Origin of the sequence: Planomicrobium sp. YIM 101495, from assembly GCF_009707665.1 — a bacterium.
Classification (GTDB): Bacteria; Bacillota; Bacilli; order Bacillales_A; family Planococcaceae; genus Planococcus.
Map to the genome: position 1 here is coordinate 193489 of NZ_WLZW01000003.1, position 13600 is coordinate 207088.

Annotated in this window: 18 protein-coding genes; 12 read left to right on the forward strand and 6 right to left on the reverse strand. The window is 47.9% G+C overall.

Going from position 1 to position 13600, the window contains the following annotated elements:
• Positions 1 to 65: 65 nt before the first annotated feature.
• The 6 genes from GIW82_RS12200 (at position 66) to GIW82_RS12225 (ending at position 5319) form a co-directional block, all read left to right on the forward strand.
• Entirely contained in the window at positions 66 to 1631 is a 1566-nt protein-coding gene (locus tag GIW82_RS12200; RefSeq protein WP_154750215.1) for a Na+/H+ antiporter NhaC family protein, read from the forward strand.
• A 195-nt stretch (positions 1632 to 1826) separates the two neighbouring features.
• Positions 1827 to 3347, forward strand: a complete 1521-nt coding sequence (locus tag GIW82_RS12205; protein WP_154750216.1) for a sodium-dependent transporter — start codon at positions 1827 to 1829, stop codon at positions 3345 to 3347.
• 14 nt (positions 3348 to 3361) lie between these two features.
• On the forward strand, positions 3362 to 3475 hold the full coding sequence (locus GIW82_RS12210) for a methionine/alanine import family NSS transporter small subunit (RefSeq protein WP_154750217.1): 114 nt from the start codon (positions 3362 to 3364) through the stop codon (positions 3473 to 3475).
• 134 nt (positions 3476 to 3609) lie between these two features.
• Complete coding sequence (locus GIW82_RS12215) at positions 3610 to 3960, forward strand: YutD family protein (RefSeq protein WP_370456223.1); 351 nt, start codon at positions 3610 to 3612, stop codon at positions 3958 to 3960.
• A gap of 143 nt (positions 3961 to 4103) precedes the next feature.
• Positions 4104 to 4565: a DUF86 domain-containing protein gene (locus GIW82_RS12220; protein ID WP_154750218.1), complete on the forward strand. Its 462-nt coding sequence runs from the start codon at positions 4104 to 4106 to the stop codon at positions 4563 to 4565.
• Positions 4552 to 5319, forward strand: a complete 768-nt coding sequence (locus GIW82_RS12225; protein ID WP_154750219.1) for a TIGR01457 family HAD-type hydrolase — start codon at positions 4552 to 4554, stop codon at positions 5317 to 5319. The genes GIW82_RS12220 and GIW82_RS12225 overlap by 14 nt, the downstream gene beginning before the upstream one ends.
• Positions 5320 to 5369: 50 nt before the next feature.
• Here GIW82_RS12225 and GIW82_RS12230 read toward each other — a convergent pair whose 3' ends face one another.
• Positions 5370 to 5606: a YuzB family protein gene (locus GIW82_RS12230; RefSeq protein ID WP_154750220.1), complete on the reverse strand. Its 237-nt coding sequence runs from the start codon at positions 5604 to 5606 to the stop codon at positions 5370 to 5372.
• 147 nt (positions 5607 to 5753) lie between these two features.
• Between GIW82_RS12230 and GIW82_RS12235 the strand changes: the two genes are divergently transcribed.
• Positions 5754 to 6821 carry an NAD(P)/FAD-dependent oxidoreductase gene (locus tag GIW82_RS12235; RefSeq protein WP_154750221.1) on the forward strand — a complete coding sequence of 356 codons (1068 nt, stop codon included), beginning with the start codon at positions 5754 to 5756 and terminating at the stop codon, positions 6819 to 6821.
• A gap of 322 nt (positions 6822 to 7143) precedes the next feature.
• Here GIW82_RS12235 and GIW82_RS12240 read toward each other — a convergent pair whose 3' ends face one another.
• Complete coding sequence (locus GIW82_RS12240; protein WP_154750222.1) at positions 7144 to 7470, reverse strand: YuzD family protein; 327 nt, start codon at positions 7468 to 7470, stop codon at positions 7144 to 7146.
• A gap of 83 nt (positions 7471 to 7553) precedes the next feature.
• Between GIW82_RS12240 and GIW82_RS12245 the strand changes: the two genes are divergently transcribed.
• From GIW82_RS12245 to GIW82_RS12260, 4 genes are all read left to right on the forward strand, one after another.
• Positions 7554 to 7790 carry a NifU family protein gene (locus tag GIW82_RS12245; RefSeq protein ID WP_154750223.1) on the forward strand — a complete coding sequence of 79 codons (237 nt, stop codon included), beginning with the start codon at positions 7554 to 7556 and terminating at the stop codon, positions 7788 to 7790.
• Between the two features lie 104 nt (positions 7791 to 7894).
• Positions 7895 to 8266, forward strand: coding sequence for a HesB/IscA family protein (locus GIW82_RS12250; protein ID WP_154750224.1), 372 nt, complete (start codon positions 7895 to 7897; stop codon positions 8264 to 8266).
• 231 nt (positions 8267 to 8497) lie between these two features.
• Entirely contained in the window at positions 8498 to 9715 is a 1218-nt protein-coding gene (locus tag GIW82_RS12255) for an NAD(P)/FAD-dependent oxidoreductase (protein WP_154750258.1), read from the forward strand.
• A gap of 201 nt (positions 9716 to 9916) precedes the next feature.
• Positions 9917 to 10243: a YuiB family protein gene (locus GIW82_RS12260; RefSeq protein WP_154750225.1), complete on the forward strand. Its 327-nt coding sequence runs from the start codon at positions 9917 to 9919 to the stop codon at positions 10241 to 10243.
• Positions 10244 to 10322: 79 nt separating this feature from the next.
• Here GIW82_RS12260 and GIW82_RS12265 read toward each other — a convergent pair whose 3' ends face one another.
• Positions 10323 to 10796 carry a divergent PAP2 family protein gene (locus GIW82_RS12265; protein ID WP_154750259.1) on the reverse strand — a complete coding sequence of 158 codons (474 nt, stop codon included), beginning with the start codon at positions 10794 to 10796 and terminating at the stop codon, positions 10323 to 10325.
• Between the two features lie 153 nt (positions 10797 to 10949).
• Between GIW82_RS12265 and GIW82_RS12270 the strand changes: the two genes are divergently transcribed.
• Positions 10950 to 12434: a leucyl aminopeptidase gene (locus GIW82_RS12270; RefSeq protein WP_154750226.1), complete on the forward strand. Its 1485-nt coding sequence runs from the start codon at positions 10950 to 10952 to the stop codon at positions 12432 to 12434.
• 60 nt (positions 12435 to 12494) lie between these two features.
• On the opposite strand, the gene mnhG is transcribed toward GIW82_RS12270, so the two are convergent.
• From mnhG to GIW82_RS12285, 3 genes are read right to left on the reverse strand one after another with little or no spacing between them, the layout of a single operon-like run.
• Entirely contained in the window at positions 12495 to 12851 is a 357-nt protein-coding gene (mnhG, locus tag GIW82_RS12275; RefSeq protein WP_154750227.1) for a monovalent cation/H(+) antiporter subunit G, read from the reverse strand.
• Positions 12838 to 13119: a Na(+)/H(+) antiporter subunit F1 gene (locus tag GIW82_RS12280; RefSeq protein WP_154750228.1), complete on the reverse strand. Its 282-nt coding sequence runs from the start codon at positions 13117 to 13119 to the stop codon at positions 12838 to 12840. Before GIW82_RS12280 ends, mnhG begins: the two co-directional genes overlap by 14 nt.
• Positions 13116 to 13595 (reverse strand): Na+/H+ antiporter subunit E, encoded by a 480-nt coding sequence (locus GIW82_RS12285; RefSeq protein ID WP_154750229.1) that lies wholly within the window; start codon positions 13593 to 13595, stop codon positions 13116 to 13118. The genes GIW82_RS12280 and GIW82_RS12285 overlap by 4 nt, the downstream gene beginning before the upstream one ends.
• Positions 13596 to 13600 lie beyond the last annotated feature (5 nt).

A 13600-nucleotide genomic window follows, 5' to 3' on the forward strand; every position in this document is an offset into this window, starting at 1 on the left:
CTCCATTTTTGGGAAGCGGCTTTTTTTGTTGCCTCGCATCCTAGTAAAAAGAAAAGGAGAACAACATGGAAAATACTATTTTTACAATCCTGCCACCGATCATTGCGATCGTTATGGTCTTGCTGACGCGCCGTGTGCTATTGTCACTGGGGATAGGGATCATTTCTGCAGCACTTATTTTAACGGCATTTTCACCGGTGGGAACATTGAGGGAAGTGTTCAATTCATTCGCTGTATCTTTCTGGGACGGCGGGTTCAATGCGTATAATGTTTTCATCATCCTATTCTTACTGCTTCTGGGAATCATCACTGCCTTTGTTTCGTTGTCCGGAGGCAGCCAGGCGTTTGCGGAGTGGGCCTCGGGTAAAATCAAAACGAAGCGCAGCGCAAAGCTGATGACTGTCTTTTTGGGCATCGTCGTCTTCATCGATGATTATTTCAATGCATTGACGGTCGGCCAGGTCTCACGCCCGATCACGGACCGCTACAAAGTGTCCCGTGCGAAGCTTGCCTACTTCATCGACTCGACATCGGCGCCGATCTGTGTGGTCGCTCCCGTATCGAGCTGGGGCGCGGCAATCATTGGAATCCTGGCAACGATACTGGCAGGGCAAAGTTTTGTCGAGTATTCCGCACTGGAAGCCTTCCTGTGGATGGCACCGATGAACTTTTATGTAATCGCATCATTGGTCATCGTCTTTTTCGTTGCTTGGACCGATACGAATATCGGACCGATGAGAAAGCATGAAATGGCAGCCGCACAAGGCCAGCTGTTCGATCCCGAAAAAGATATTCCAGGGGAATTGAAGGAAACTTTCCCGACGCACTCACACGGCCGCATCATTGATCTGCTGCTGCCGATCGCTTTGCTGATTGCAGGGACGCTTGCAGCAATGGGCTGGACAGGCTATCAGAACGCTGATCAAGTTTTCGATATCTGGCTGATTTTTGAGAACACCGACGTCCCGGCCTCATTGCTTATCGGCGGTCTGCTCGGTGCCATCACATCAATCATCCTGTATGTGATGCAAATGAAACAAAATAAAACAGCCGAGCCAAAATGGATTGGCAAAGGGATCATCGCAGGCATCCAATCGATGCTTGGCGCTGTGTTGATCCTGGTCTTCGCTTGGGCGTTGACTTATTTGATCGATCTGCTCGGGACGGGTGCATACTTGGCTGATGTGGTGATTTCAAGCAATGTGCCGATCGCGGTTCTTCCGGTACTGCTCTTCATCCTGGCAGGAGTCATGGCATTCTCCACTGGGACTTCCTGGGGTTCTTTCGGGATCTTGCTCCCGATTGCCGGCACCATCATGATTGAAGCGGCACCTGAATTATTGCTGCCTTCGCTGTCCGCTGTACTTGCCGGTGCGGTTTTCGGCGATCACTGTTCACCGATTTCCGATACGACGATCCTGTCTTCTACTGGAGCGGGAAGCAACTTGATGGATCACGTCGTTACGCAGATTCCTTATGCGCTGACAGCAGCAGGAATCGCTGCAGCAGGGTATTTGGTCATGGGATTAAGTGAATCACTTTTGCTTTCTCTTGGGGCAGTGGGAATATGTCTAGTGATTGTTTTACTTGTGTGGACGAAAATAGGTTCTATTTCAGAAAAACATTCATAATAATATTTTGGGAGGATAAGCTTAGTTCTTATCCTCTTTTTATTTTTTTGAAATAATTATTTAGAAAATTTAGAAAAATCATCTTTACTTAGGACCAGGTGATTAGTATACTGAATCTAGATTATAAAATAATCTGAATAAACCGAAATCACTGTTTTACAGGGGAATTTTGGAATCAAAAAAGGGGGAAAAGATATGGAACGTTCGCAGTGGGGTACGCGTGCCGGTTTTATTATGGCCGCGGTTGGTTCGGCGGTCGGCTTAGGAAACATCTGGCGATTTCCGTATGTAGCGTTTGAAAACGGTGGGGGTGCCTTTTTCATTCCTTATTTGTTCGCATTGTTAACTGCCGGAATTCCGATTCTAATCATGGAGTTCACGATCGGCCATAAGTACCGCGGTTCTGCTCCGCTGTCATTCTTCAGAATGAGTGGCAAGAAAGCGGAATGGATGGGCTGGTGGGCGATTATGGTATCGTTTGTCATTTCTGTTTACTATGCAGTTATCATCGCATGGTCGATGCGTTATACGATCTTTTCATTCAATCAGGCTTGGGGAGAAGATACGGAAGGATTTTTGTTTAATGAATTTCTTCAGTTGACAGTTTCTCCTGGACAGACAGGAAGCATCGTCTGGGGAATTTTCATTCCGCTTGCGATTGTTTGGCTAGTGACACTCGGAATCCTGTTCGGAGGAGTCAAGAAAGGTATTGAATTAGCGAACAGAATCTTCATACCGACACTCGTTGTCGTCTTCTTGATTGTCGTTATACGCGCAGTTACACTTGATGGAGCAATGCTTGGTCTGGATGCATTCTTCAAACCGGATTTTTCAGCCATTATGAACCCTGAAGTGTGGGTGGCCGCGTATGGTCATATCTTCTTTAGTTTATCGATTGCATTTGCTATCATGATTACTTATTCAAGTTATCTTCCGAAGAAATCGGATATTACGAACAACGCATTCATCACAGGTTTTGCGAACTCAGGATTTGAATTGTTAGCTGGTATCGGTGTCTTTGCTGCACTTGGATTTATGGCGACACAGGCTGATGTCCCGGTTGCAGAAGTTGCGTCTGCAGGTGTCGGACTCGCATTCGTCGTATTCCCACAGATCATCAACCAGTTCCCGGGGATGAATGGATTGTTCGGGGCATTATTCTTCCTGTCCTTAACACTTGCAGGTTTCACTTCGTTAATTTCAATTTGTGAAACGTATATTGCAGGAATCAGTGAGAAACTAGGCGTAAAACGTCGCTCAGCTGTTTTGTTCGGCGGTGGATTTGCAGCACTTGTTTCCATTTTATTCGCAACACAAGGCGGTCTCTTCTTCCTTGATATCGTCGATTACTTCATCAACCAGTTCGGCGTAGCTGCACTTGGTCTTGTCGAAGTCATTATGGTCGTTTGGGTATTGAGAAAAGCGGACGTACTGAAAGGTCATGCAAACGCGATCTCCGATATTCCGCTTGGTGGCTGGTGGAAATTCTGTCTTGGCATCGTGACACCAATTGTTCTTGGTTACATGATGTTCGGATTGATCCGCTTGAACGTCGGTCAGAACTTTGAGACAGATACAGGAAACTACGAAGGCTATACGAACATGTTCACCCTGACCGCAGGTGTTGGTGTGGCAGTTGGAGCTTTAGTCATCGGAATTCTATTGTCTATTGGTAAATGGCATAAAGACCACGCACAGTTCAAAGAAGATGAATAAAGGGGGAGCAGCGTATGTCAGTTAGTGCTATCGTCGTCATGATCATTGGAATGGTCATTTTATGGGGCGGACTCGCCGCAAGCATCGCGAATGCGATGGTCAAAGGGAAAGCAAGAAAGAACGCTTGAATGAAAAGGTCCGGAGCAACGAGCTCTGGACCTTTTTTTATGCGCCGCTCTATGGTACATTTGGAGAAGGGAAATATTCGGTTTCCGGTATTGAACAAGACGGGCTCGGATGGGCTCATGGATGGTGATGGATAGTGACGATATTAGACCGTTATGAATACGAAGTAATCATGGACTACCGCGATGGATTCCAGGAAGAAGCGCTATTGAAGCGATATAGTGAAATTTTGTCGAAATACGATTATATTCTAGGTGACTGGGGTTATGGCCAGCTGCGGCTCAAAGGATTCTTCGATGACGCGAGCCAAAAAGCGACCTATGACACGAAAATCAGTACGTTGCAGGATTACTTGTACGAATACTGCAATTTTGGTTGTGCCTATTTCGTCATCAAGAAGACAGGGAAAGCACCGAAACCTGTAGAAGAGCAGGCGGAAGAGCCAGTGAACGAATTGAAGGAAGCGCCCATTGAAGCAGAAGGATGATCTGTTTCAAGGGCTTTTTTTATTTGGCTGAAATGCATCCGAAAACGTGGAATAGACATACGTATAGAACCGGTGTCCGGCACTGATGAAAGGGCTTCTTTATGATATGATGAAGTGGAAGGTAACAGCTAGGAGGAATACACATGTACTTTGTCGACCGAAATAAAATCAGTGAAACATTGGCACATATGAGTGAACTATTAGCGCTGTTCGAAGAGAAGAACGGCGCATGGGAAGGGCTGGAGAGCCGCCTGGCGCTCGAGCGTTTGGCGTTGAACACGATCGAATCGATCATCGACGTTGGAAATACGATGATCGACGGCTTCATCATGCGGGATCCTGGAAGCTATGATGACATCGTCGATATTCTTGTTGATGAAAAAGTCATTTCTAAAGAAATGGATGCGCCGCTGAAAGACGTCATCAGCGTGCGGAAAATGCTGGTGCGCGAATTCATGAAAATCGATCAAGCACAGATCCAGGAAGTGTTTGCACGCAACCTGGATGCGCTGAAGCAATTCCGCCCGAAAGTGGAGCATTACGTGGAACACGAATTGGGAGCGGTTTCGGCGTTCTTGCCGGAGGGTAACAATGAAAGCATATAAAGCATACTGTCTCGATGTCGACGGGACGATCTACCGCGGCGAGCAGTCGATCGAACACGCAGCAGATTTCGTCCGCCGTCTGCAGGACAAAGGCATCGAGCCATTTTATGTCACGAACAACGCGTCGAAAACACAAGCGCAGTTATGTGAGAGGCTTGCGAACTTCGGAATCACAGCGGATCCGGAGTGCATTCTGTCATCGGCTATCACGGCTGCGAAATACATCCACCGCTGGTACGCAGGGAAGTCCGTCTATTTCATCGGGACGGATGCCATGGGAGAAGCGCTTCGTGCTGAAGGCATCAGTTGTGTGGAGAGAAACGCAGACATCGTCGTCACTGGCCTCGACTGGGGCATCTCCTACGACAAGCTTGCACAGGCGTGTCTCGATATCCGGAACGGTGCGACGTTCTTGTCGACCAACCGTGATGTGGCATTTCCATCAGAGCGCGGCTTCCTGCCGGGGAACGGTGCGTTTACTGCACTCATTTCGACTTCGACGGGTGTAGACCCGATTTTCATTGGAAAGCCTGAGTCACATATGCTTGAAGCGATCCGCCATGAGCACGGCTTCCGGAAGGATGAGATGGTCATGGTCGGGGATAATTATGATACAGACATTTTGGCGGGGATCCGGTTCGGCATCGATACAATTCACGTTAATACGGGCGTGAGCAGGATGGAAGATGTACTCACTAAAGATGTTCCACCGACCTGGACGATTGAAAATCTGGAGGAGTGGGAAGTAATATGAAAAGTGGTGCAGCAGGAATGCTGACATAGAAAAAAGCCGTCACGGACGGCTTAAAACAACGGATTTTCTTCGATGAATTCGTAGATTTTCCGGGTCAGTTCTTCTGGGGTCTCGGCTTCGACGATTTCGCCGTTGACGAGTGCGAATAAAGTCTCTGCACAAGTGGAGCAATAGCTCAGACAACCGTATTCCAGCACATCCAAGGAAGGGTCTTTCTCCAATTCCTCAAAACAGGACTGGGCACCATTCGCGAGGTTGCTGATGCAAAATTCAACAATCGGATTCATGGGATATAGTCACCTCGTTCAATAGAAATCCTACCGTTTTTGGAAGCTTGCGTCAAACAATTGATTTCGCGAAAAGCCATTGTGAAACTTCTCACAATCAGCTATACTCTTAATGGAGAAAAAAGCAGAGTAGATAAGGAGATTTTTATGCGAAAATTAGTTTTGCTTGGTGGCGGATACGGAAATATGCGCATATTGCTGCGGTTATTACCGAATAACTTGCCACTTGATACGGAAATCATTTTAATCGACCGGACGCCGTTCCACAGCATGAAGACAGAATTTTATGCGCTGGCAGCAGGAACTTCATCCGACCAGGAAGTACGTGTAGATTTCCCGGAGAGTGATCGCTTGACGATCATCAACGCCGAAATCTCGCGCATTGGTCTTGAAGAGAAGCGTGTTTATTTAGGGAACGGTCAAGAAGTGGCATATGACGACCTTGTCATCGGACTTGGCTGTGAAGACAAATATCACGGCGTTCCAGGAGCGGAAGAGTTCACACACAGCATCCAGACGATCGGCAACTCACGCAAGACGTACAACGAGCTTCTTGGTTTGCCATCTGATGCGATTGTGGGAATCGTCGGTGCTGGACTGAGCGGAATCGAACTGGCAAGTGAACTGCGCGAAAGCCGCGGAGATCTGCAGATCAAATTGTTCGACCGGAGCCCGCGTATTTTGCGTGATTTCCCGGAACGGCTCAGCAATTACGTCAAGAAATGGTTCGATAACCATGATGTCGAGGTCGTATCGAACGCCAACATCACGAAAGTCGAACAGAACAAGCTTTATAATCACGAAGAAGTGATTCCGGTCGATGCTGTCGTATGGACAGCAGGAATTCAGACAGTGAAAGTTGTCCGTGACCTGAACCTTGAAAGCGATGGAAGCGGTCGTGTCGTTATCAACCAGTACCACCAATTACCGACCGATGAGAACGTATATGTCGTCGGGGACTGTGCGGGACTTCCGATGGCACCTTCTGCGCAGCTCGCAGAAGAACAGGCGGAACAGATCGTCAAAATTCTGAAAGCGATGTGGCGGAGTGAACCGCTTCCGGAGAAGATGCCGGAAATCAAGCTGAAAGGCTTCCTTGGCTCGCTCGGACAAAAACAAGGTTTCGCGTATCTTGCCGACCGTACCGTTACAGGACGCATCGCACGTCTGATGAAATCAGGCGTACTATGGATGTACAAATGGCATAACGGGTGACTTCATATGGAACAGCCGGAGAAAAGGAATTCCTTTTCTCCGGCTGTTTTTTAGTGAAGAGGGGATGCGGTGCTTTGCTTCGGCGCAGAAGCAGTGACTGTATGACGGAATAACGCAACCGAACCGATAATAACGCAACTAAATCGAGAAACTGCGCAACCAAATCAATTATTCTGCAACCAACTGCTCCTGCTTCTGCTTCTGCATCGCTTCGCTAGCTTCGAAGCATGAAAAACCGTTGCACCGCTTCGCTGCTTCTACAAACAAACACTAAAAAGACCGTTTTCGCGAACGAAAACGGTCCAAATGTCTATAGCCGAAATCAGCCTTCCGCGGAAAAGCCGTGCTTCTCGAGCTCTTTGTAGACTGGCTTCAATTGCACATAGCCTTCACCGACGACTTCCCCTTCGACGAGGACGAGCGGATAGAAAAATTCATCTTCTTGGATGCGATTAATGTAATCCTGGCGGCGTTCATCTTCTTGCGGTTTCTCAATATCGATGTACGTAATTGAAAATGGCTGGTCTTTGTACTTGCGTGAAATGGCAGCTTCCAGCCATTCGTATGTATCAATGGAAGATGGGGCATTTACACAGCTGGCGCAAACGATGTCGGCACCGTAAACTTCAATAGCAATTTCTTTTGTCATTTTCTTGAACCTCCTTGGAATTCTATAGTGGCTTTTTGTTCTCATTCACATTATAATGATTATAATGAAAGGAGTCGATAAAAATGACTGAAGCTTTGATGGAAGAACAAGTAAGTGAAGTATTGGATAAATTGCGCCCTTTCCTTTTGCGTGACGGTGGAGACTGTGAATTGGTTGACATCGAGGACGGTATCGTAAAACTTCGTCTGCTTGGCGCATGCGGTAGCTGCCCGAGCTCGACAATCACTTTAAAAGCAGGAATTGAACGTGCGTTGGTAGAAGAAGTACCAGGCATCGTTGAAGTAGAGCAAGTGTTTTAATGAATAGGCCTGTAAGGGGCCTTTTTTTTATAAAGTTTTCGAAGTCAGTGCGCTTGAATTCATCTGGCTGGAATTGATACTATAGAAGCAGGAGGTTGATACGGATGACACAAACGACACAAGTTGTTGAAATCACTGAAGCAGCATCGGTCCATGTAAAAGAGATGATGCGCCATAACGGCGAAGAAGGTGCATTTCTTCGAGTGGCAGTGAACGGCGGAGGATGCAGCGGATTGACGTACGGCATGGGCTTCGAGAAAGAACGCGGTGCTGATGACGATCTATACGAACAGCACGACCTACAAATCTTGATCGCAAGAGACGACGCACCGATCTTAAACGGCACGATCGTTGACTACAAGCAATCATTGATGGGTGGAGGCTTCACAATCAACAATCCGAATGCAATCGCTTCATGTGGGTGCGGGACGAGCTTCCGTACAGCGAAGAAAACCGGTACACCTGAAAACTGTTAATTCAGATCTCTCTGGCAATGGAAGTTGCCGGAGAGGTTTTTTTGTTTGCGCTTTCATTGTTTGTATGACTGGATTTACAACTTGAAAAGAAAGCTCTTAATTAAACATGATTCAGTTGAAATATAGGGGTAAAAGGTCTAAGATAGAGTGTAGACATTTATCAGGGACTGCGACACGAGTGTCACAAATTTCTGATTTTGAAAATAAGAGCCGAAGGTGGTTGCGATTGTGTTGAAAAGACCGTCAATTTTAGTATTAGGTGCTGGGTATGGTGGATTATCTACTGTAGTCAATTTGCAAAAAGAATTTGGAGCGGATGCAGCTGACATCACGCTGATCAACAAGAACGACTATCACTATGAGAGTACTTGGTTGCACGAAGCTGCAGCAGGTACGATGAAACCTGAAGATGTCCGTTACGATATCAAAGATGTCATCGACAGCGTCAAAGTGAAATTCGTCCAAGCGACAGTTGAAGCGATTGATGTGGAAGGTAAAAGTGTCAAGACAGACAATGGCGTCTTTACATATGATTACTTGGTCATCGGCCTAGGATTCGAAGGAGAGACATTTGGAATCGAAGGATTGGACAAATATGCTTTGTCCATCGCGAACGTGAAAGCGGCGCGTTACATTCGTGAACATATCGAATTCCAATTCGCGACATGGTCGACTGAAGAAGTGAAAAACGACGATCGTCTGACAATCATTGTTGGAGGTGCAGGCTTCACAGGCATCGAGTTCCTTGGTGAGCTTGGAAACCGTGTACCTGAACTTTGCAAAGAGTTCGACGTACCGCGTGAAAAAGTTCGCGTGCTTTGTGTAGAAGCGGCTCCGATGGTTCTTCCAGGATTCGATCCGGAACTTGTAAACTACGCAGTGGGCCAATTGGAATCGAAAGGAATCGAATTCTCGATCGGCACGCCGGTTGTCGAAGCGACTCCTGAAGGCGTCAACATCAAAAAAGGCGACGACGAATTTGAATTCATCAAAGCCGGTACAGTCGTATGGGCTGCTGGTGTTCGCGGAAACCGTTTGATCGAAGCGACTCCGATCGAAAGCATGCGTGCACGCGTCAAAGTCGACAAAGACCTTCGCGCTCCAGGCTACAGCGATGTCTTCATCGTTGGAGACTGTGCACTAATGATCAACGAAGCGGTTAACCGTCCGTACCCGCCAACTGCTCAAATCGCAATGCAGCAAGGTGTTCAAGCAGCGAAGAACATCAAAGCGCTTGTCGATGGAACAGATACACACACATTCGTTCCAGACCTAAAAGGGACAGTTTGTTCACTTGGCCATGACGACGCGATTGGCGACGTTTTCGGTGGCAAGAAAGTGACAGGCAAGAAAGCTTCATTCATGAAGAAAATGATCGACAACCGCGCGCTTTACATGATTGGCGGCGCTGGTCTCGTTCTGAAAAAAGGGAAATTCAACGTCTTATAATCGTTCCGAAAACTGCCCTGCAGCGTCGTCGTTTCTGACGCAGCGAGGCAGTTTTTTCATTTGTTGCGCAGACCCGTATGACGAAAAGAAATTTCCCACAACTGCCGGCTCTGTGACAAAGCGATGAATTATGAATCGTTTCATTGAAAGCCTCTTTTTTTTCGGGTAAACTGAGGAAAGGAACAGCGGAGGTTATCATTCATGGAAACTTTTAGTATCATCCAATTGGTCATTTCAATGCTTTTATTTTTCGTCATGTTTTTCGGAATCGGCTTTTTGCTGAATATGTTACTACGGATGACGTGGCTTATGGCCGTCATCTATCCGGTCGTCATCATCTTCGTTATTGACGATGTCGGCATCTTCGATTACTTCACGAATGCAGGAGAATCGTTCTCCATGCTTTGGGAAACACTCGGGAATTTGACGGTCGTCGACATCTCGATCTTGCTTGCAGGGTTTGCAGGGGCGATCACCTCGGGGATTGTCATGAAGATCTTGCGTAAAATGGGTTACCGGATGTTCTGACGGAAGTCGGAGCAGCACGAAAACAAAGAGGGCAAGTGGCGATTCGATCGCCACTTGCCCTCTTTCTAGTGCTTTTTGATCAAACGAACAACTGGAAGACGAATGCAATCGCAATACCGGTCAACGCACCGACGAACACTTCACTTGGCTTGTGGCCGAGCAACGTCTTCAGCTCCTCAATTTTTTGGTCTTCATTCTTATCTGCCCACGCGCGTGTTTCCTGCATGAACAAATTAAGGTCGTTTCGCATTTTGTTGATAGTGATCGCTTGCTGTCCGGCTTGGAAGCGGATGCCGGTCGCATCATACATCGTGATGACCGCGAACATGACGGCGACCGCAAAAATCGTCGAATCGACACCGTATTCGATTCCTACTGCTGTCGTCAGTGCCGTTACAGCTGCAGAATGTGAACTCGGCATCCCACCTGTAGAGGTGAAGATTTTCCAGTCGAGCTGGCGCGTCACCAGAAAGAGGATTGGAATTTTGATGAATTGCGCAAAAAATACAGCGAATAACGCTGTCATAAGTGGGATATTCGAGAAAATTTCCATCTGCAGACAACCTTTCATGAACAAAGATGTACTAGTAGTATACCACATTGCCTTTTCCTCTAAGCATCCGCTATTATTTCGGCTATCGAACTACTAAATTCTGAAAAAGCGTGCTACACTGAAAAAGAAGAGAATGAATAGGGGGCATGAAAGATGAAAATCAACGTACAGAACATGGATGCACAAACGAAAGCGGACTTGCTGATCGTGGGCTTGAGCCGCCATCCGGAAAATGTGGAAGGCTGGGAGACGTTCGCTGAGCGTTTTGATGGCAAGCTTGCCGATTGGATCAAGGATGGCCTTACATATGATACGACGTCGCTGACGATCTATCCGGCATTAACAGGAGACATTCCGCGCGTCTTGTTTGTCGGCTTGAACGACCGTAAGAAGTTGACGGAAGAAGGGATTCGTTCCGCATTCGGTCTTGCCGGTAAACAGTTGCTGAAAGAGAAAGTGAAGACGGCAGCGGTCTATGTGGAATCGTTCGTCGGAGGAGAAGTGGAAGCGGAAGAAGTGGCGTATCTTGCAGCTGAAGGTCTGACAATGGGCGGCTATCGTTTTGCAGACTACAGAACGACATCGAACGAGGCGGAAGTCACTTTGGAGAACCTTGTCCTGTTTGCGGATGAGCCAGCGGAACTCGAGCAGGCAGCGACAGTCGGCCGTGTATACGGAGAAGCTGTGAACGAAGCGCGGACGCTCGTCAACCTTCCAGGTAACATCTTGACGGCTACTGCGCTAGCTGACTACGTACGTGAACTTGGGGGAGCATACGGCATCGAGACGGAAATCCTCGGCAAGAAGGAAATGGAAGAGCTTGGCATGGGTGCCATTCTTGCGGTCAACCAAGGTTCGGTCGAAGAGCCACGCCTGATCGTCATGAAATACAAAGGGACGGAATCCTTCGAAGATCCTGTCGCGCTTGTCGGGAAGGGTGTCACGTTCGATACGGGCGGTTACTCGATCAAGCCGAAAGACGGCATCGTCGGAATGAAAGGTGATATGGGCGGCGCTGCAGCGGTCCTTGGTGCAATGCGCATCATCGGTGAGCTGAAGCCTGCGAAGAACGTCATCGCTGTCATCGGCTCGACTGACAACATGATTTCGGGTGATGCCTTCAAGCCGGACGATGTCATCACGTCACTTAGCGGCAAGACCATCGAAATCTTGAATACGGATGCTGAAGGCCGTCTTGTATTGGCTGATGCAGTCACGTATGCGAAGCAATTGGGTGCAACGCAGATCGTCGACGTTGCGACATTGACAGGTGGCGTCATCGTGGCGCTTGGCATGGACAAGACGGGTGCACTGACGAACGACGAAGCATTCTTTGAAACATTCCTTGCAGCTTCTGTCGATACGGGAGAATTCGTCTGGCGTTTGCCACTGACGGAGAGCGATAAGAAACGCATCCGTAAGAGCGATGTCGCGGACTTGAACAACTCACCGGGTCGCGATGGCCATATGATTTTCGGTGGTGGCTTCGTCGGGGAATTCGCAGAGGGCACTCCTTGGATCCATTTGGATATCGCCGGCACTTCCGCCGCTCCGTCCGCACACGATTTCGGACCGAAAGGCGGCACGGGTATCATGGTCAGAACACTCGCGACATTCGTGGATAAATTACAAAACTAATAAGGAAAAAAGGCCCTGGAAATCAATTTGATTTCCAAGGCCTTTTATCATGGGTTCGTTTCAATTTTGTTTTTTCTTCTCTTCCACGACTCTCGATAGGTCATCCTGAACGGTTTCATCCGCAACCGGAATTCCCGTCATGTAGGACGCACGGCCGATCATATGACCTGCGACCGGTGATGTGATGAACAAGAAAATCAGTGCGATGATCAATTGCGGGCTGAAAATCCCCTCAATCATCAGGAAGTGCAGGAAGACACCGAGCAGGATGCTCATCACGCCCAGTGTAGCGCTTTTTGAAGCGGCATGGATACGTGTATAGACATCCGGAAACCGGACTAAGCCAAGAGCCGTTACAAGGCTGAAAATGACGCCAGTGCTGATGAGAAAGACGATGAGAATGTTAGCGATGGTCATCACGATCGAAAATCTCTCCTCTCTCTAAAAACTTCGCAAAAGCTGTTGTGCCGATGAAAGACAGAATAGACAGGAGCAAGATGACTTCAAGGAAATATCCCGTGTCATAAAGCATGGACAATAAGGCGATCATCGAGATTAATGAAATGCCCAGCGCATCGAGTGCCACGACACGGTCTGCGGTTGTCGGTCCTTTGACCAGACGGAACAGCAGGAAAACGAATGCGACGGACACGAGCAGCAGGGCTGCCCAATAGAAGGTCATCATGGGCGGCTCACCTCCCGGATCGCTTTTTCGAACGTGTTACGGATTGAATCGACCGATTCTTCTACGTTATCGAACTCGAGTGCATGGATGTATAGACGGGTCTGATCTTCCGAGATCCCAACGACGAGTGTGCCGGGTGTTAGTGTGATCAGTGCAGACAATAAGGTCACTTCCCAATCATTGGTCAGTTCCGTTTCGAGTTCGAAAATCGCCGGCGATAAGTTCAAGTTTGGCCGGATGACGATCCGGAAAACTTGGAAGCTCGATAACACCAATTCTTTCAAGAACAGCACTGTCAGTGAAATGATCGCCCAGACACGACTCAAATAGAGGCGGTGACTGAAGAAGCGCCGCATCAAGATGACCAGCAGGAGTCCGAGGATGAAGCCGATCGCGAACCCTGACGGTGTGAAAGAAGCAGTGATGAACATCCAGGCGAATGCCAGGACGAAGTTAAGCAGAATCTGTAAAGCCATCCTCA